This window comes from Streptomyces sp. NPDC088732, assembly GCF_044751205.1.
In the GTDB taxonomy this organism is placed as follows: Bacteria; Actinomycetota; Actinomycetes; order Streptomycetales; family Streptomycetaceae; genus Actinacidiphila.
This window is the reverse complement of the sequence record NZ_JBIVLI010000001.1, coordinates 237,962-258,413: the sequence shown is the minus strand read 5'-3', so window position 1 is coordinate 258,413 and position 20,452 is coordinate 237,962. Positions and strand designations below refer to the sequence as shown.

General features: G+C 69.2%; 7 protein-coding genes. 6 read left to right on the top strand and 1 reads right to left on the bottom strand.

Features of this window, described 5'->3' with window-relative positions; translation table 11 throughout:
* Window positions 1–134: 134 nt before the first annotated feature.
* Entirely contained in the window at window positions 135–6,665 is a 6,531-nt protein-coding gene (locus tag ACIP9H_RS01045; protein WP_401585059.1) for an RHS repeat-associated core domain-containing protein, read from the top strand.
* Entirely contained in the window at window positions 6,662–7,225 is a 564-nt protein-coding gene (locus ACIP9H_RS01040) for a hypothetical protein (protein ID WP_401585062.1), read from the top strand. Before ACIP9H_RS01045 ends, ACIP9H_RS01040 begins: the two co-directional genes overlap by 4 nt.
* Window positions 7,226–7,349: 124 nt before the next feature.
* Here ACIP9H_RS01040 and ACIP9H_RS01035 read toward each other — a convergent pair whose 3' ends face one another.
* Complete coding sequence (locus ACIP9H_RS01035; RefSeq protein WP_401956662.1) at window positions 7,350–9,566, bottom strand: carbohydrate-binding protein; 2,217 nt, start codon at window positions 9,564–9,566, stop codon at window positions 7,350–7,352.
* Window positions 9,567–10,114: 548 nt separating this feature from the next.
* Between ACIP9H_RS01035 and ACIP9H_RS01030 the strand changes: the two genes are divergently transcribed.
* From ACIP9H_RS01030 to ACIP9H_RS01015, 4 genes are all read left to right on the top strand, one after another.
* Complete coding sequence (locus tag ACIP9H_RS01030; RefSeq protein ID WP_401956660.1) at window positions 10,115–11,881, top strand: NlpC/P60 family protein; 1,767 nt, start codon at window positions 10,115–10,117, stop codon at window positions 11,879–11,881.
* A gap of 399 nt (window positions 11,882–12,280) precedes the next feature.
* Window positions 12,281–13,006 carry an ABC transporter ATP-binding protein gene (locus ACIP9H_RS01025; RefSeq protein WP_401956657.1) on the top strand — a complete coding sequence of 242 codons (726 nt, stop codon included), beginning with the start codon at window positions 12,281–12,283 and terminating at the stop codon, window positions 13,004–13,006.
* Window positions 13,003–14,685 carry a hypothetical protein gene (locus ACIP9H_RS01020; RefSeq protein ID WP_401956655.1) on the top strand — a complete coding sequence of 561 codons (1,683 nt, stop codon included), beginning with the start codon at window positions 13,003–13,005 and terminating at the stop codon, window positions 14,683–14,685. Before ACIP9H_RS01025 ends, ACIP9H_RS01020 begins: the two co-directional genes overlap by 4 nt.
* Window positions 14,686–16,845: 2,160 nt before the next feature.
* Window positions 16,846–20,445 carry an Ig-like domain repeat protein gene (locus ACIP9H_RS01015; protein WP_401585076.1) on the top strand — a complete coding sequence of 1,200 codons (3,600 nt, stop codon included), beginning with the start codon at window positions 16,846–16,848 and terminating at the stop codon, window positions 20,443–20,445.
* Window positions 20,446–20,452: the final 7 nt, after the last annotated feature.

The following is a 20,452-nucleotide window of genomic DNA, read 5'->3' as shown; positions in this document are numbered from 1 at the left end:
CTTCTTCGGGGTGGGTGGTGTCGTCTGATCGCTATTGCCGGTTTTATTGATCTTCCCCTTGAGTTAACCAGCCGTTATGGTCGGCCCTCGCCGGCGCGACCCCGCGCCGGTTTTGTGTGCGGGGTGGGAGTTTCATGTCCTGGCGTGGGAAGCGCTTGGTGCTGGCGGTGTCCGGTGCCCTGGTCGCCGCTGTGTTGTCGGGTGTTCCTGCGGTGGCGGCGCCCGCGGCGCCCGCGGCGGCCAAGGCGAAACCTCCCGTGAACGTGCCGGTGCAGCGGGCGGGTACGGCGCCGGCGGACCGCTCCGATCTCACCCTGGGCGAGCCGGTACGCCTCACGTGGCCCAAGGCGACGGCGGCGCGGGTGCACCTGGGCGGGCTGAAGGCCGGCGAGGCTCTGGCGGTTGCGCCCTCCGGCGCGGTGGTGAAGGCCGGTGGCACCAGCTCCGACGCGAAGGCCGCCGTGGTGTCCGTCGCTCCTGCTCCCGAGCCCGACCTCGTCAAGGACGGCCTTGACTCCGGCGCCGTCGTTCCCGGTCTGCGGAACGGCCCGGTGACGGTACCGGCACCACGGGACGTCGATGTGCAGGTCCTGGACCGCAAGTCCCTGGCCGAAGCCGGGGGCCTCGGCCTCGGCGTCCGGCTGACCCGCAGTGACGGTCTGTCCCAGTCCGGCGCGGTGCAGGTGACGCTGGACTACTCGGGATTCAAGTACGCCTACGGTGGTGACCTCGCCTCCCGTTTGAGACTGGTGCAGCTGCCCGCGTGTGCCCTGAGCACACCGCGTGCCAAGGGCTGTTCCGCGCACAAACCGGTGTTCGTCAAGGCCCGCAACGACGTCGAAGCCGGCACGATGACGGCCACGGTCCAGGCCGACGGCGATCCGGCCGGACACCCGATGGGCGAGCTCGTGCCCGACTCCCTCGGGGCTGCGGCCAAGGCGGCGTCGACGAGTACGGGGTCGGTCTACGCCGTGGCGTCGACATCGTCGTCCGATGCCGGCGACTACCGCGCATCGACCCTGAGCCCGTCAGGCTCATGGAATGTGTCCGTCGGCTCGGGTGCGTTCAACTACAACCTGCCCATCCAGGTCCCCAAAGCCCCCACCGGCTCCACGCCCGGGCTGAGCCTGAGCTACAACTCGCAAGCGGTGGACAGCCTGACCTCGGCCGCCAACACCCAGGCCTCATGGGCCGGTCTGGGCTGGGACCTGAACGTCGGCTACGTCGAGCGGCGGTACCGCGGATGCAGCACGGACGGCCTCACCGGAGTCGGTGACCTCTGCTGGGACTCCCCGAACTCGAGCGCGGAGCCGGACGGCGCCATCTACGTGATCAACCTGAACGGTGTGACGTCCGAGCTGGTCCAGGACGGCACCGGAACCGGTTCGTACCATGTGAAGGACGACCCGGGCTGGCGAGTGCAGCATTTGACGGGCGGTCATGGCGCGGATGACGAGTACTGGGTGGTTTCCCAGCAGGACGGCATGCGCTACTACTTCGGCTGGGGCCGCTCCGAGCGAACGGACCCGGACCCGAACTGGGACCGTTACACGCATTCGGTGCTGACGGTGCCCGTGGTCGGCAACGACCCCGGAGAACCCTGCTACAGCCAGCGCCCCGAGCCGTGCACGCAGGCCTGGCGCTGGGGCCTGGACCGGGTCGTTGATCCCCACGAGGTGGAGAACGCCTACTTCTACGAGAAGCAGCAGAACCACTACCGGTCCTGGGCCAACGCCGACAAGGCGCGTGCCTATGACGCGGCCGGCTATCTGGTGCGTATCGAGTACGGCTGGGCCTCGGACATCGCGGGAGCGCAGCTGCCCGCGAAGGTCGAGCTCACCCATGTGGGGCGTTGCGTGGACCGCATGGCCGAGAAGGACCCGCTGGCGAACGATCCTGATCCGTGCCCTGCACTGTCGTTGCATCCGGAGGCGTACCCGGACGTGCCGACCGACCTCCTGTGCGACGGTACGGCCGCCGACGACAACTGCCGAAGCATCACGGGACAGACGGCGTCCCCCACGTTCTTCACCACGGACATGCTGTGGGACATCAAGACCTTCGTCCGGGACGACGACTCCTCGACGTGGGACCCCGCGATGCAGTACCAGATGAAGTACGGGCTGCCGAACCCCGAGGGCACGATCGGCAAGACCCTGTGGCTGGACTACGTGGAGCGCAAGGGCTACGGCGACGGCAAGGACCTCACCCTGCCGACGATCAACTTCAACGGTGAGTGGCGGGACAACCAGCTCGGCGACCACGTGCTGAACTTCCGCCGGGTCACCCAGGTCCACGGGGACCTCGGCTCGTTCGTCGACGTCGACTACCTCAACTACGACGCCGACCCGAACGGCTGCGACATCGCCGACCCGCCCAGCGAGTCGTCCAACACCCAGGACTGCTTCAAGCAGACCTGGACCCCCGAGGGGGCGACGTCGGCAAGCAGCGGCTGGTTCAAGAAGTACCTCGTCCACAAGGTCAGCGTCGACCCCGGAGTCGGCAAGGGCGCTGATGACGACGGCGACCCGGTGATGACCACCACCTACGACTACAAGGGCAAGCCGGCCTGGGCCTTCCCGAACGACCCGCTCACCAAGGACGACGACGAGTCCTGGACCGACTGGCGCGGCTACCAGCAGGTCGAGGTCTTCACCGGCACCAAGGACAACGCCGCCTCCACCTACTACTGGCTCTACCGCGGCCTGGACGGCGACCGCACCTCGAAGACCGACCCGTCCGCCACGCGCAGCGTGAACGTCACCGACGGCGACAGCGGCAGCGCCGACGTCCCCGACCGCGCCTGGCTGAACGGCAAGACCCTGGAGTCCAGCCGGCGCGACGGCACCGGACAGTCCCACGAGCGGGTCTGGCACACCTACTGGGCGCACACCACCGCCACCTACGAGGGCCTGCCCGACGCCCGCTTCGTCCGCGACGCGAAGACCACGACGGACGAACTGACCTCCTCGGGCTGGCGCGAGCACGTCGTGAACGACGAGTACGACGACACAGACCCGGTCAGCACCACCTACGGACTTCCCCTGCGCACCAACGACTGGGGCCTGGTCGACACCGACGACAACCGGTGCACCACCTACGGACGCGCCTACAACACCGATTACTTCCCGGACTCGCAGGTCCAGCGCTGGATGGTGCTGCCCGACGAGACCAGGCACTACACCGCGGACTGCGCCGCTCGCGGCGCCGCCAACCAGGACTCCTACACGGTCAAGCTCTACGACGGGGCCACGTCCGTCGCGTCCGACAAGCCGACCGACGGCAACGTCACCACGGACCGCTCGTACACCGACGCCACGCACTACCGCGACGTCACCAGCACCTACGACGGCGGTGGCCGGGTCCGGTCCACCACCGACGGGATCGGCAGCGCCAGCAGCGACCCCACCGTCAAGGCCAACCACACCACGACCACCACCTACACCCCGGCCACCTCCTGGCCGACCGGCGGCGTGAAGGCCACCACCCCCGACCCGGATGGTTCCGGGCCCGGGACGAAGATGAGCACCACGACGTGGTCCTCGCGGCTGTGGGGCACCCCCTACAAGATCTTGGACGCCAACGGTGTGTACACCCGGGTCGATTACGATTCCGTCGGCCGCGTCTCCAAGGTCTGGAAGCCGACCGAGATGGCCGGTTACGACGCCGGCACGACCCCTTCGATGAGATTCACCTACACCATCTCCATGGGCCCGAACTCCGAGGGCGTGCCGAACCTGGTCCGCAGCACCGACACGCCACCCCGCGTTCTCAGCGAGAGCCTGCAGTCAGGTGGCACGTACCTCACGTCCTATGCCTATGCCGACGGCTTGGGCCGCGCCCGCGAGACGCAGTCCCCCGCCGGAACAGGGACCGGCCGCACCGTGGTCTCCACCCGCTACGACACCTCCGGCAACGTCACCGGCACCTCTGCGGCGTTCTACAACTCCGGCAACGCGGGCACCGGCATGGTCTACCCCACAGTGGACTCCCTGCCCTCGTACACCGATCTCGTGATCGACTACGCCGGCCGCACCACCCAGTCGCGGATCCTGGTCAAGGGCGACGCCCAGATCCAGGGTCAGAGCGTCACCAACTACCACGGCGACTACACCACTACCGTGCCCGCTGTCGGCGAGCGCACCAATACCTACACCGACGTGTTCGGTCAGACGTCCAAGGTCGTGGAGTTCGGTCCGTCGACCTACACCACGAACTACGAGTACGACCGCAGTGGCCACCCCACCAAGATCACCGACGCCAAGGGCAACGTCACCACGTACACCTACAACTGGCTCGGCGAGCGTCTCACGACCACCGAGCCGGACACGGGAGCGACGTCCAGCACCTACGACGGCAACGGCAACCTGCAGTCCGCGACCGACGGCGGCAACGTCACCGTCGACTACGCGTACGACAACCTGAACCGGCCGCTGACCACCAGCGCCGGCGGCACGGTGCTGACCGCCCGGACCTACGACACCGCCACCCTCGGAGCCGGCAAGCCCGCGACGGCGACGTCGTACTCGGGTGGGAAGGCCTACACCACCACAGTCGACAGCTACGACGCCCGGGGCCGCCAGACCGGCGTCACCGTGACCATCCCCGACGACGGGAACGGGTTGGCCGGCAGCTACTCGACCACCTACGGCTACGACGCGGCCGACCACCGGACCAGCGTCGGGTACGCCCGAACCGCCGGCCTGCCGACCGAGACAGTGACCACCGGGTACGACGACAACGGTATGCCCGACACACTCACCAGCGGTCTCGCCACCTACGTCAACGCCACCGACTACGACGCCATCGGGCGCCTGACCGGGCGCACCTACGGCACCACGGGATCCACCGGCACCACGGCACGCCGCAGCTACGCCTACGACGATGCCACCAACTGGGTCACCAACATCACCACGACCACCAGCAGCCAGACACCGTCCGTACAGAACGACACCTACACCCGAGACGCAGCAGGCCAGATCACCGATGTCGCCGACAACGTCACCGGCCAGCGCGAGTGCTTCACCTACGACGAGCTGAACCGCCTCACCCGCGCCTGGACGACGCAGGCCGGCGGCGGCTGCGCGGGCGCCTTCAGCCCCGACCTCGCCGGCAGCCTCGCTCCGTACCAGCAGGACTACACCTACGACGGCATCGGCAACCTCCAGAAAGTCACCGACACCACGGCGACCGGCAGTACCGTCCGCGACTACGTCTACCCCGGCTACTCCGCCGACCAGCAGTCCTACACTCCCGGCGCGGCCCGTCCTCACGCGGTCACCGGCATCAAGACCAGTTCCGGTACCGAGACCTACGACTACTACGGCGCGGGACAGATGAAGACCCGGACCGTGGGCGGCGTCACTACCAGCTACCAGTGGGACGCCCTCCACCGGCTGAGCAAGGTCACCGGGCCGGTCAACAGCAGCTACGTCTACGATGCCGACGGCAACATCCTGCTGCGCAGCAACACCAGCGAGAGCGTCCTGTACCTGTCCGGTCAGGAACTGCACAAGCGCGGCACCAGCGGTCCCGCAGCCACCCGTTACTACACCGCGGGCGATGCGACCGTCGCCATGCGCGTCGGCGACGGCACGACGAACGGCTCACTGACCTGGCTGATGTCCGACGGACAGGCCTCCACCCAGCTCATGGTCCTCGCCGCCACCGGCGTCGTCACCCGGCGCCGCTACAAGCCCTTCGGGGAGCAGCGCTCCACCGGCCTGCCTGCGGCGACCGACCGCGGCTTCCTCGGCAAGCCCGAGGACGACTCGACGGGTCTGTCCATCCTCGGTGCCCGCATGTACGACCCGGGACTCCACCGCTTCCTCAGCCCCGACCCGCTCAACGCCCAGTACTCTCCGCAGGATGTGAACGGGTACAGCTACTCGGCCAACAATCCCGTCAATTTCAGTGACCCCACCGGACTGACCAGGTGCGACGTCGACCCGTCCTTCTGTCACGCGCACACTCCTCCTCCCGCGCCTGTGTACGGAACTGGCCATGACGCCCCTAACGACATGAAGAACACAGGTTCCTGGGGATCCAAGTCGGATGACTTGGGAATCAAGGACCGCATGAACTATGCACGGCTCGGGGAACTGGTCGGGTGGTGGTATGCGACGCTTTTGACCACGGCCGCGGACATGACCCAGCACTACCTCGGAAATTCCGGGGATCCGTACACGCTGAAGCAGGGCGACATCAAGAAGCTGTTGAGCCTGGACACGGGGAAGCAGGCCATCACCGCTGCTCTCAAGGAGTTGGACAGCAAGATGACGTCGGTTCCCGAAGGGGAGACGGTGGGAGTCGACAGCAAGTGGAAGGACGCCTCGGTGGGTTTCCGGGAGGATCCCGACCTTTATTTCGCGATGCGCGGCTACCAATTCAGGATCACCGGGACCGGCCACAACGAAAAGGCCAAGGGAGGGGACAAGGCCGTCATTGATTACTCCGTCGAGTTCCGTAAGGCCTACAACTTCGACTACGGCGAGAGGGTGGGACCCTACGACTTCGGTGACTTCGCTCGCCTCCATGATGTGGGTATTGCGCGCGAATACGTGATCACGGGACGGAGCAGCGCGATGACGTACGAAACGGGTGGGGGCCTCCCCGCGATGGAGTCCGGCCGTACGGACAGCATCTGGCACGGTCCGATGCGGTGAGCTCCGCTGAGCTTGCCGCGCAGGACAGCCAGCCCCGCCGGTGGGAAAGTGAACTTCTGGTGCGAAATCGTATCTCTTCGAAGCTGTACATCACCTCCTTTGCCGCGTTGGCGGTCCTGGGGTTCGGGTATGTCTCGGTGTTTGGCGTGCACGCACCTTCCTGGGCGGGGGCGGGGGAGTCGTGCACCCGCTCCGGCCGGGCGGAAGCCGCCGGCACAGCCCACGACTGGGGTGTGGTACTTCCGGGCGAAGCCTCCGACGTGTTCCGATGCACGGAGGGGACCGGCGGCAGGACGGCAGGCCAAGCCCGGTTCGTCTTCGCCATGCCCGCGTACCGGGTTCCGGAATACTTCGACTCCATGGGCATCGAACCCCTGCCCCGGTTTGACATCCGAGACCTCTTCGATGACTTTTCTCGGTCGGCCGGCCGCGACACGAAGGATATCCAGAAGTATCAGGCAGGCACGGTATCCAAGGGACACTTCACCCTCTCCGTACTGATCGACGAGGGAAACTCCGACAGCGTCGCCGTGTACGTACATTCGGTCTCCTCCGGATGACCGCAGGATATTGCCGGCCGTTGTGGACGCACCTGCTCGCTCGTGGAATGCGGGTTTCAGCACGGCGGCCCGCCGTCACTCCTCGCCCGTAGCCGGGGAGTGACGGCGGGCCGCCGACAGTGCCCTACGACAGGCGGAAGTAGTCGATGTTGAAGCCGCCCGTTTCGCAGAAGAGCCTGACCGTCTGGTCGCCCGCCGCGAGAGTGACCGGGACGTGGACCGACTGGTACGAACCCCAGCCGCCCGTGTTCGGGACCGACGCTGTGGCCAACGTCGTGCCAGCGGCGTCGCGGAAGGAGAGGGCGTTCGGGACCGTCGCGCCGCCGCCCGTGGCGACGCGGAGTTCCAGGTCGTACGTGCCGGGCTTCGGGACGTCGACCCCGTAGTCGAGCCAGTTGCCCGCCGCTGTCCAGCCCACGTTCGCGCCGCCGCTCGCCGCCGGGTTGGACTCGATGAAGTTGGCGCCGCCCGTCGTCCAGCCGTGCTGGGCCGCGTACGACTCCGCCTCGACCCGGACCCCCACCGGTGCGCTGTGCGGGCGCACCGTCACGTGCAGGGTTGCCTTCGTGCGCGCCGTCCCGTCGGTGACGTACACCGACACATCGTGCTCGCCCGCCACCGTCGGGTTGACCGTCACTACTCCCGTGGCGGCGTTGACCGTGATGCCGTCCGGGAGGTCGGTCGCGTAGAAGGCGAGCCGGTCGCCGTCGCGGTCGGTGGCCTTGAGGGGGACCTGCAGCGTGGCGTACTGGTCCGCCACCACATCCGGCACGGGGGCCACCACCGGCGCCCTGTTGTACGTGTTGCGGGGGACGTGCTGCTTCCACTGGTACGTGGCGTACGAGTGCGCCGGGACCTTCACCGCGAACGACGTGCCGGCCAGTACCACCCGCACCGTGGAGTCCGTGCTGTTGGTGTTGCCCAGGACCGCCGTGAACCGGTCGGTGCCGTGCCGGTAGACGACGTTGCTCACGCCGTTCGCCGTCGTGCTCGACTCCAGCCGGACATCGCCCGGCGTCAGGTACTTGGCGAACTGCCCCATGGCGTACAGCTCGTCGCGGACGGTGAAGTCCTTGGTCGTGGTGTTCACCTTGACCAGGCGGTCGGGCCACTTGGTGGTCGCGGCGACCTCGTCCCAGTCGATGTTGTTGTCCCGGGCAGGCGTCCAGTGGAGCGTGCCGCCGTCCTGGTCGGTGGTCTGCGCCCACAGGACGTACGAGCTCGCGTCGAGGCGGAAGTAGTTCAGGATCGTGGCCGCGGACAGGTCGCTGGTCTCCGTCATGTGGACCGGCTTGCCTGTCTGCTCGAACGCGTCGCGCATCACCGTCGGGTCGCCCCAGTAGGGGTGGAAGGCCACGGCGTCCGTCGCGTTGAGGACCTGCCGGCCGGTCACGGAGCCGTCCGGGGCGTCGTTGAAGATGCGGTAGTAGTTCTTCGTCGCGGTGCTGTTCGGGTCGCGCCAGTCCCAGAAGTTGAAGTCGTGGACGTACAGCCCGGTGTTGAGATCGGCCTTGTGCAGCGCCTTCTTGATCGCGAGGGCGAGCTTCTGCTGCTGCGCCACGCTGATGTCCATCGCCGGGTAGACGACGTCCATGCCGGGCTCGTTCAGCAGCGTCAGGGCGTCCACGCGGATGCCGTGACGGGCGTACGCCTGGACGAACTTGACGTAGTAGCGGGCGAAGACATCGATGCAGTCGTCCCGGAGCTTGCCCACCTGGTAGTAGTCCGTCGTGCTGCCGGGCTTGAGCGCGACCTCGCCCGTGAACTGGTTGTTGGTCTTCATCCACGCCGGGGCGCTCCACGCGGACCCGAAGAAGGTGGCCTTCGGGTTGTAGCGCTGGATCAGCTTGATGGTGTCGATGATGTGCAGGTCGATGTCGCGCTGGATGGAGAAGTGCTTCAGCTGGAAGTCGTCGGTCACGCCGGGCGGAAGGTCGTCCTCGGACCAGAACGGCAGGTGCTCGATGAGGTCCGGGCTGCCGATCGTCAGGCGGAAGCGGTTGAGTCCGGCTCCCGTCTTCGGGTCGACGAGCAGCCGGACGGCCTTCTCGCGCTCGGCGGGGGTGAGCTTCCACAGGTTGGAGACGCTGGTCTCGTCGAGCGAGAAGCCGATGCCCGAGTACTTCTGGCGGGTGGTGCTCGGGTCGACGACCACGGTCGCGTCGGCGGGAGCGCCCGGGCTCACCGCCGGCAGCGACTGCCATGGGTGGTCGGCGCCCGTGGAGTAGGTGCCCGTCACGGAGGGGCCGTGGTGCGGGACGGCGGCCGGGGCCGCCGACGCCGTGCCGACGAGAACGACCAAGGTGAGAGCCGCGGCTGCCCCTATGAGGGAACGTCTCACGATGTCCTTCCTTCCTGGTGCGATACGGAGGCCGTACGCGGTCCCGCCCTGTGGGCGGTGTCGCACGGCCCCTGACGGTCAATCGACTGCTGCCTGCCCCGGGTCTCCCGAGTTCCCGGGCGGACATGAGGACGATGCGGTCGCGCGCAGTGTCCGCTCGGCCCGTGCGCGTGCTGCCGGGCCGGACGGCGTACGGGGAACCTCTCCTCCCTCCGCGTTCCTCGGGACGCGCCCAGATCGAAACAGTCTTGTCGGGGTTCAGTCAAGACATGAACAAAGGCGTGAAGAAAGTCCCTGCGTCCTTCTGCGGCGGGGTGCGGGAGGCACGCGGGCCGGCCCGCGCTGTGGGAGGTTGCTGCCGAGGCTTCACGCGTCCTCGTAAACCGGGGCAGGGCATCGGCGTCGGTGCGGACACGGGAGTGTGCCCACGTGACACCGCCGGGCGCCGCGACCAACAGAGGCCACGTGGCGTCCGGCGCGCCAAGAAGCGCAGGTCAACTCCCTTATCCACTACCGGCACCGGCCGCGATCCGGGGATCATGAAACGCATGTCGAACACCTCACGGCGTCACGTACTCGCCGCCTTCGCAGCCTCTGCCGCCGCCGTCCCGCTCGGCGGCCTGACCGCTGCCCCCGCACGCGCCGCCCAGCCGGCTGCCGCCGCCCCGACCGCGGTCCAGCCGCTGCCCCTGCCGTCCGGACCGGCCTCCGGCCAATCAGCCGTGACCCTGCCGCCGCTGAACGCCGACTACTTCATCCGTGAGACGCTCGCCGCGCACCTCACCGCAACCGTGCTGCCGGGGGCCCCGGCCCGCACCGAGGTCACCTCCGGCGGGCGGCGCGTGGCGCTGCTGACCCACGGGGCACGCACCGTTCTGCTGCCCGGCCCGCAGCGCACCTTCACGGAGAACAAGAAGCCGTTCGCGGACGACTTCCAGCGCACACTGCCCGACCCGGCACTGCCGCAGGACCAGCGCGTGTACTGGGGCGGATCCCCCGGTGGCGGCGCCTGGTCCACCCTCGGACCCGCCGACAGCGACTACGCGGTGGTGCCGGGAACGGGCGTCATCACCCTCACCACCGACTTCGCCAGCCGCCACGCCAGCGTCCGCGACGACCAGATCAGCGACGTGGACGTGCGCACGGTCGGACGGTTCGACAAGGTGCCCACTGGGCAGGCCTGCTCCTTCGCCCTCTCCTTCGGCTACCAGGACACCCACAACAACTACCGGGCCCGGCTCTCCTTCCTCACCTCTGGCGCGGTCGAGCTGAGGGTCGAGAAGGAGGTCGCCGACACCGTCACCCAGCTCGCACCGGCCGTCTCCCTCGCCACCGGTGTACCCGCGGGCACCGACTGGACAATCCGGGTCCGCCGCGAGGGCACCCGGATACGCGCGAAGGCATGGCGTACGGCCTCGACGGAACCGTCCGACTGGGCCTTCGACGTCGCCGACCCCACCTTCGGCAAGGGCCGGGTCGGCCTGCGCGCACTCGCCAACGACGGCTGCACCAACCTGCCGGTCAGACTGCTCGTCAGCCGGTTCCAGGTTGACGCCGCCAACTGGGCGGCCCCGCCCGCCGTCACCCACGGCGACTGGGTGCGCGTGCTCCCGGAACCCTTTGACGGCACCTGGACCCCGGAGCTGGAGAAGACCGTCCGGGAGTGGTCCGGCTCCACCGCCCCGGACGTCCTCGCCTACGCGGCCATGTTCCTCGCCGGCGCGCCCGCGGTGGTCGCCGGCGCCGACCCGGCCGAGGGGAAGCAGGTCCTGGGTGAGTCGGGCTACGGCTACCTCGACCCGCAGGGGAACCGCTACGAGGGCGCCGACTTCCACGAGTACATGAACACCGGCTGGACCTTCCCCGACGGCACCCACACCGGCCCGTCCGCCAAGCAGGTCGGCAACCTCGACTGCTCCGGCTACACGCGCATGGTCTACGGCTACCACATGGGCGTGCCACTGGCCGCGGGTGAGGACACCTCCCACTCCCGCATACCTCGCCAATCCAGATCCATGGCCGACTACGCGCCTGGCGTCCGCATCGACCGGACGGACGGCACGAATCCGCCGGCCGCCGAGGGCCTCCAGCCCGGCGACCTCGTACTGTTCAACGCCGACTCCGGTGACGACACCACGACGCCGACGGTGGACCACGTCGGCATCTACCTCGGCAAGGACACGGACGGCGGAAGGCGCTTCCTCTCCAGCCGAAAGACGATCAACGGACCCACGATGTCCGACCTGGGAGGGGCCTCACTCCTGGACGGCACGGGCACCTACGCCCGGGCCCTCCACACGGTCCATCGCATCTGACGCGGCGCGACGGTACGAGGGACGCCCCCCGCCGCCATCGGCACGAGTACGCGCCAGGGGCCGGGGGCCTCCCTTGAGCCTCGCGTAGCGAGGGCGGGATCGCGGTCGGTCACGGTGGGTTCCCGCGCCGTTACTTCCGGCCGGCCGCGTACACCTCCACCGGCGGTGGGGGCGCCGGGAGCCGGAGGGGCGCCGGCGCGGGGTCTGGGTTCGTGCCAGGTGCCGTCGCGGAGCATGCCGGGCCCGGAGACCGGAGGCCCCTTGGATGCCTCGGGGCGGGCGAACAGCGGGCCGATGGCCTCCGTCCAGGTCGACCGTGGAGAATGGCCGGGCCGCTCCGGGCCGTCGTCCGAGGCCGAAGCGGGGACAGCGATCGCGGTTGACGAGAGGCCCGGCGACATGGGTGCACCACCATTGCTCGAACTCAGCGGCGTCAGCCGGGTCTACGGCAAGCGCACCGCGCTGGCCACCATGAACCTGCGACTCCGGGCCGGGAAGTGCGTCGCGCTGCTCGGCCACAACGGCTCCGGAAAATCGACCCTGCTGCGCATAGCGGCCGGCCGGGACAAGCCGAGCACCGGCACCGTGAAGTTCGACGGCAGGCCCATGAACGAGAACGACCCGGCGGTCCGGGCCCGGGTCGCGGTCGTCGGCGACACCGCGGCCTGTTACCCCGACCTCACCGTGCGCGAGCACCTGCAGCTGGTGGCGGTGGCCCACGGCGTGGAGGACGCCGGCGACTGGATCGGCCACGTCCTTGCCGAGCGCAAGCTGACCGACCACGCCGACGCGCTGCCCGGGGCGCTCTCCTCCGGGCAGCTCCAGTCACTCCTGCTGGCCTCCGCGATGGTCCGGCCGCGCGACCTGCTGCTGCTCGACGAGCCGGAACAGCGGCTGGACCCCGGCGCGCGGCGGCAGCTGGCGGACCTGATCAAGAAGGAGACGGCGGAGGGTGTGGGAGTGCTCCTGGTGACCCACCACGGAGAACTGGCCCGCGCGGTCGCCGACCAGGTGCTCGTCCTCAGCGACGGCAAGGTGGTGGCCGACGGCCACCCGGACAAGGTGCTCGCCACCGGGACCGACGGACTGACCTGGCTGGCTGAGAGCCCGGACGGTGCCCGGTGACGACCCTCGCAGAAGAGACCGGCGAGCGCTCCGCGGCCTGGTCCGACGAGGACGACTGGACCCGGGAGACGCTGCGGCTCGTCCGCGACCTGCGCACCCCGCACCGCCGCAAGAAGGCCGGCCAGATCGGCTACACCGTGTACTGCGTGGCGCTGCTCCTCGCGGTGTGGGGCGGGCTGCCGAGCCTGGGACTGTTCCTCGAGAAGTCGATGGGCGCCGACTACTCCGGCCACGGACCGGCGATCCTGGCCGCGCTGCCTGCCGGGTCCTGCGCGCTGGGGCTGGGGTGGCTGCTCGTCGCCGCCTGGGACGCCCAGTGGCGCGGGCCGGTGGTACCGCCGCGCGAGACCGTGGACTGGCTGCTGGCCCAGCCGGTGGACGCCGGCCGGGTGCTGCGGCCGTGGTTCTGGGGAGCGGCCGCGATCTCCGGTGGAGCAGGGCTGCTCGTCTCGGCCATCGGCACGATCGCGCTGGGCCTGACGGTCGGCGTGGGGCTGCCGGCCGCATTCGGCTGGTGCCTGCTCGGCGGCGTCGGCCTGCCGCTGCTGGCGACCGCGCTCGCCACCGCGGTGGAGGGCAGCGAGCGGGTGGCCCGCTGGGCCCGGCTGGCCACCCCGTACGTCGGCATGGCCGTGCTCGCGCTGGCGGCGCAGACCGTGATGGCGGTCAACGGTCACCGGCTGCCGGGATTGGAACGGGTGGAGCTGTGGTCCGGGCCCTGGGGCTGGGCCGGGCTGGCCGCACTGGCCCCCACACCGTCCGCGCTGCCCGGCGGCCAAGTCGGGGGCGTCCTGCTGGCGGTCGTGGTGGCCGGCGCGCTGGTCGCGGCACACCGCTACGCCGGGTCGCTGGCGCTGTCCGCGGTACGACGGCGTTCGCGCACCGCGACCGGGGTGATGGCCGCGCTGCGCACAGTGGAGTTCCGTACCGCGCGGCAAGTGGTCGCCGGGGTCACCGGCGGGGGCCGATCGGCACGCTGGCGGCTGCCGGCTCCCCGCTGGGCGCAACTGGCCGTACCGTGGCGCGACAGCCTCGCACTGCTGCGCGCCCCGGGCCGCCTGGGCCGCGCCGTGGTGCTGGGCGTACTGGCCGTGCTGGGCGCGGTGCTGGCCGCCTCGGCGCACGGCGGCACGGGCGTGACGGCGGCGCTGGCCGCACTGATCTTCGGCTACTGGTCGCTGACCCAGCTGATGGAGCCGGCCCGGCTGGAGACCGACGACACCCGGCGCGCGTCCTGGGCGCCCTACCCCTATCGGGACCTGATGCTGCGGCACACCGCGGTGCCCGTCGCGCTGGGGCTGGTGGGCACGCTGGTGGCGGCCGGGGTCCTGGCCGCGGAGGGCGCGGGGGCCCGCGCGCTGCTGGCGCCCGCCCTGGTGCCCGCGCTGGTGGGCGCTTCGCTGGTGAACGCCTGCCGGGGTGCGACCAAGCACCATCTGCTGATGTCGTCGGCCCAGTCTCCCGCCGGCAGCCTGGGCCCGGTGCTGTTCCTGGGCTGGTACGGCTCCGGGATGCTCGCGGCGGTGGCCCTGCTGGTCGTCCCGTTCCTGACCGCGCTGCATTCCGGCTCCGCCGCATCGATCGTCACCGCTGTCGCGGCAAGCGGCTTCGTGACCGTGATCATGGTGCGCTGGGCGGTCACGCGGATCGGGAACCTGACGGCGCCCTTGGCGGACTGACGGGGGTGATGCCGGTGGCTTGTGCCGTCACTTGCATCCCTCACATGTGGGGGCCGGCCGGTGACAGTGCCGGGGCTAGAGCACGGTGCCCTCCAGACACCGCCGGTCCTCTACCAGTTGCGGGCCCGGTAGCTTCTCCTGCCACGGCAGCACCGGCCCGATCGATACCCAAAGGGGTCTGGTGGGCTGGCTTCGGCTCGCTCGCGGGGCCGGATTCCGCTCACAACCGCCTGCCTTGCGACGGCGGCCAATGCCGGTGCGCACTGGCCGACAAGACGCCTTGGATGTTCGTACGCCGGCAGCGCCGCGGCGGCACCGTCGCGTGGGTGGCGGCCACCTGCCGCTCACCCATGTCGCTACGCCACAGGAGGGCGAGAAGCACAAGGCGATGAAGGAGCGGATCGCTCGCACCGCGTCCCGAAACGGGCTCCAGGTGCAGACCGAGGCCCGGTCCGCAGACGGAAAGGTGATCACCGACGTACTGGTGACCGGAGCCGGCGGAAGTGTCGGATGGGAAGGGCAGTACTCCCCCCCCCTCAGCGCCAGCACCGTACGTCGCCGCTCCGCCAACGCCAGGGCCCTGAACATCGCTCCGCTGTGGGTGACCGGGGACGAGACCTCCGCCCTGATCGACCGAGTGCCCTGGGCCCGCGTGGACAACGTGCCCTGGCAACGCATCGCCTCCCCCCTGACCATGATGATTCTTGGTGGCGTACGGCGCCTGCAGATCTGGAAGTGCACCCCCGTCAGCAAGCGCACCTGCCCAGAAGCCGGTCACCCCTGCGGAAGGTGGCACAGCGGCTGGTTCCTGCCCGCCCTGTGCATCCCACAGGAACGCGCCACCTCCCTGGACGAACTCGTCGTCACCAGCGCGTACGGCGAACACCTCGCCGTACGCGCCCGAAACCGGCACGACCCCAAGCGGATCTCCTACCTGTGGGCCCTCGCCCGAGATGGACGGCAGTGGCAAGAGATCACCGGCGAGAGCGACAGCCCGCCCGAGTCCGAACCGGACGACGAGCCAGTCACCTACACCGAGCAGGACCGCGACAGTTCCTGCCGCTACGGTGAAGAGCGACACGGGACCAGCGCTCCCCGTCCCCGGCGCGAAATGGCTTCAGCCATCGGCCTGCACACCTTCGACGAGGCCCACGACGCCACCCACCGCCAGCCGAGCCGCCCCATTCAGCTCCGGCTGACTCCTCGCGAGCGCTCAGTGGTTGCCACCCAGCAGTGTCCGCCCTGGGAGATCGGCCCATGCATGCTGCGTGCCGCCCCCATCCATCGCTACGGACCACGCAGTCCCCTCGTCTGCACACCCTGCTGCTCCAGCTCCCCGTTTCTCTGCCAGGCGGACTCCGACGCTGGGTGGGTGGCCCCTGTCCAAGCCCATTGCGGCAGTCGAAGGTGGTCAGCCACTCGATGCGAGCTGTACGAGGCGGGTTCAGAGGAGGCACGACTCGAAATCACCCTGACACGGCCATCATGTACACATCACCCGGGGAGGCGCCTTTCCAGGGATGCGTGGCCCGCCCGGGACGGTCCGGGATCGTATACAGCGGGCGGAGCCGTAGATCGCCGCGGCAAGCAGAGTAGGTCACCCGACCCGGACCGAGGTATCTCGCTCAGCGGCCCCCCTTCGCCGGGTGATCCGGGTGGGGCGCTCTCCGGCCCGCAGTCGGTTCGACGTGCCATCGGCAGTCCATTGGAAGGAAGTCGACTCCTTATCGGGGAGTGCGTACCGATTACCGGACGGTAATTCATTGCTGGTGGTTCGTCAATAAACACGGGTAGCTGGGATTTTGTGGCACCAAGATAAACAACATGCAACATCAAAATTTCTTTATTCAATTTCACTTGTTTATCTGTCAACCTTTGGCCGGGCTATGGATCAGTAGCCGTTGTTGCACGGACTGGCGCGCGCACCGCACAGCGGGCGCCAGCCTGTGCGCTCGTGAGTAAGGTCTGGCACTGGTGGAGATATCCGATCCCCTGTGGGCGCGGTTGTTGCGTCCGCTGGCCGGGGGTGTCGCGGGACTCATGGCGCTTGGTGCGCTGTCGGTCGCCGCATCCCCGGCATCCGCTTCCGAAGGTCCCGGTACGTCTGTGGTCGCTTCGGGTGACGGTTGGTCCGTCACCCAGGCCGCGGGTGGCTATGCCGTGTCGCTGACGCTGGACACGGCACTGCCCATGAGGGACGACGCCCCCGAATTGCTGGCTGACGGTGTCGACCTCGGTCCGGCCACGGAGTCCGCCGATGGGCGCACGCTCACGGTCACCACTCCCGACAGTTCGCCGGCCACGGCCAAGTCGATCACCTGGCAGTGGTCCAGCGGGGGTGACAGCACTGCCACCGGCCCGACAACGTTGCCATCGGCGGCCGGACAGGCCAAGGCCCTGAAACGGCTCTCGGCGGTCCCGAACGGCATCGGCGGTTCGGGACCCACCTCCGGGGACCCGACGACCAACGGCACGTCCCCGTACACGATCGCCGACTACAACTTCGGCGCGCAGTCGATCCCGTTGGCGGACATCGGCGGTATCCGAGGCGAGCTGGAAGGCCGTATCTACCTGCCCACCGGCACAGGCACCCACCCGCTGGTGGTCTTCGTGCACGGCCGCCACAGCTCGTGCTACAACCTCACGACGCTCAGGGGCGCCAGCGGTTGGCCCTGCCCCGACGGCACCGCCCCGGTCGTGAGCTACGCCGGGTACGACGCCGCGGGCAAGGCACTCGCCGCGGACGGCTACACCGTCGTGTCCATCTCGGCGAACGCCATCAACGCCAACGACAACCAGCTCTCTCCGGACGACGGCGCGATCACCCGCGGCCAGCTGGCCCTGGACACGCTGACCATGCTCAAGAAGGCCAACCAGGGTGAGTCCGTCAGCTACCACGACGCGGCGACCGACCAGGACGTGACGCTGGACCAGGCGCTCACCGCCGGCCAGGCGACCTACCCGGCCGGCGCCATGACCGCCGCGCAGCTCGTCGGCACCATGGACTTCAGCAGGATCGGGCTCATGGGCCACTCGCGAGGCGGCGAGGGCGTGGTGACCGCGGGTACCCTCAACGCGGGACTGGCGAACCCGTGGAACATCAAGTCGGTCTTCGCCCTCGCCCCGATCGACTTCACTCGCGCCACCCTGCCGGACGTCGTCACCACGACACTGCTGCCGTACTGCGACGGTGACGTGTCCGACCAGCAGGGTCAGCACTTCTACGCCGACTCGCGGGACAACACGTTCTCCGACGACGTCCAGCGTTCCGACATCTGGGTCATGGGCGCCGACCACAACTTCTTCAACACGTCGTGGACCCCGCCCTTCCCGGCAGGCTCGGACGACTGGTCGAGCTCCAACGACGCCGTCTGCGGCACGAGCAGCACGGCTCTGGCCTCGGGCAAGAACATCCGGCTCACGGCCGAGCAGCAGAACCAGGTCGGCGCGGCCTACATCTCCGGCTTCTTCGAGCTGACCCTCGGCGGACAGACCCAGTTCCAGGGGATGTTCGACGGTTCGCAGCTGGAGCCGCCGTCCGTGGCGGACTTCGCCGACGTGCGTACCGTGGCCGAGCAGCCCTCGTCCCTGCGCGAGGACATCGCCTCGTTCAAGACCACCAGCCCGCTGATCGGCACCACGACCGGGGCCACGGCCACGGTCTGCGCCAACAAGTACGGCCGCACCGTTCCCGAACCCCTGCCGTACTGCACCAACCCCGGGAGCACGCTCACCAATCAGCAGGTGCCCTACTGGACTCCCGCGTCCTTCGCACCGAACGTCCCGCTGAATCCGATGACGCACCTGACCTGGACGACGGCCGCCGGAGCGCTCGGCGTGACCATCCCGGCCGCACAGCGGAACGTGTCCGGTTACGAAGAGATGACCGTGAGCATGTCCCCGGACGAGAGCGTCACCACCGGGACGGACATGACGCTGAGTGTGACCGACGCCTCCGGTCGCACCTGGAGCGACCTGGTGTCCGACCTCAACAGGTGGGGCGTCACCAGGATGCCGTCCAGCACGTCGACCAGCCTCAACAAGATCGTGCTGCAGCAGGTGCACGTGCCCACCGCGACCCTGGCCGCGGCGGGTCTGGACCTCAAGCACGTCACGAAGGTCACGTTCACCGCGGCCGTCGGCGCCGACGCCGTGACCACCGGTGGCGTGTACCTGTCGGACCTGGGCTTCGACAGCAAGGGCGTGGGCACCCCCGACCCCCGCACGCGGACCACGGTGAACGTCGCGTCGACCGCCGCGGAGGAAGGCAGCGGCCCGGACACGGACGATGTCGCGGTCTACCTCTCGCAGCCGAGCACGACGCCGGTCACCGCGTACCTGACCGTGGTGGGTTCGGCCACGGGCAAGGTCGGCCTCGCCATGCAGCCCGTCACCTTCCAGCCCGGCACGACCTGCCAGGCGGTGACGGTCCCGGTGACGGGCGACACCGTGGCCGGAGCGACCCCGACCACCGCGTACAAGATCGGGGTGTCGAACTCCACCAACGCGGTCCTGGGCAGCCAGGACTTCGGCACCCTCACGGTCCGCGAGGACGACGGCGTCACGGGCACCACGTCCGCCGTGCCCCCGGTCGGTGCCCAAGGCAGCGTCTGCGCCGAACACCAGGCACTCTCGCAGCCGGGGACGCTGGCGGTCAGTGACAGCAAGCCCGCTCCGGGCGCCACGGTCACGGTCGGCGGCTCGGGCTACCGCAGCGGCGAGAGCGTGGCCTTCACGCTCGCTTCCACGTCGCTCGGCAGCGCCGTCGCCAACAGCGACGGTAGCGTCTCGTTCCAGGCCGTGCTGCCTGCCGACCTGGCCTACGGCGGCACCACCGTCACCGCGGTCGGAGCAGGCTCGGGCTACACCGGGACGGCTGACATCGATGTGCTCGCCACGACATCGACGACCCTGAGCCTGAACCCGGCCGCTCCTGGCATCAACAAGGCGGTCGCGCTGAAGGCGGCCGTCACCGGCGACGGAGCCGACGGCGGAGTGGTGACTTTCCGCGACGGAACCACCGTCCTCGCGCAGGGCACGGTCACCGGCGGGACGGCATCGTTGTCCGTACCGGCCGGATTCAAGGCAGGGACGCACAGCTTCACCGCGTCCTTCGAGGGAACCGCCACCGCGGACACCTCGGCCTCGGACGCCGTGCAGCTCGTCCTGACCAAGGGCCAGAGCGCCATTGCCGTGTCGCTGCAGCAGACCTCCACCACCTACGGGCACGCGGTCTCCGGGATCTTCGCGGTGGCGGGTGCCGACAGCGGCACGGTGAAGGTCAGTTACGGAACCGGCTCGCTGTCCGCGAAGGTCGGCGCCTCGGGCTCCGGCAGGTTCACGCTGCCGGCGTCCCTGTCCGTCGCCAGCCACACGGTGTCCGTACAGTTCACCGGCACCGACGTCGTCGCCCCCAGCGGTGTCACGACGCAGAAGCTGAAGGTCGCCAAGGCGAAGTCGGCCACGACGCTCACGCTGTCCCGGACCAAGGCGACGCACGGCAAGACCGAGAAGGTCCGGGTGGTGGTGGGCGGGCACAGCGGTGCCGCCTATCCGACCGGCACGATCACGGTGACCGCCAAGGTCGGCAATACGACCGCAACCACCAAGGTCACCCTGACGGCAGCCGCGAAGGGCGCTCACAGCTTCACGATCAAGCTGCCCAACAAGAAGGGAACAGCGACGGTCACGGCCGTCTACGGCGGGAACGGCAACTATGTCAGCAGTACTTCGGCGCACAAGAAGCTCACGCTGACCTGATCCGGGT

Excerpts from the sequence above, each read along its gene's own strand:
- ACIP9H_RS01045 (WP_401585059.1), top strand. The coding sequence starts at position 135 with ATGTCCTGGCGTGGGAAGCGCTTGGTGCTGGCGGTGTCCGGTGCCCTG.
- ACIP9H_RS01030 (WP_401956660.1), top strand. The coding sequence starts at position 10,115 with ATGTCGAACACCTCACGGCGTCACGTACTCGCCGCCTTCGCAGCCTCT.
- ACIP9H_RS01025 (WP_401956657.1), top strand. The coding sequence starts at position 12,281 with ATGGGTGCACCACCATTGCTCGAACTCAGCGGCGTCAGCCGGGTCTAC.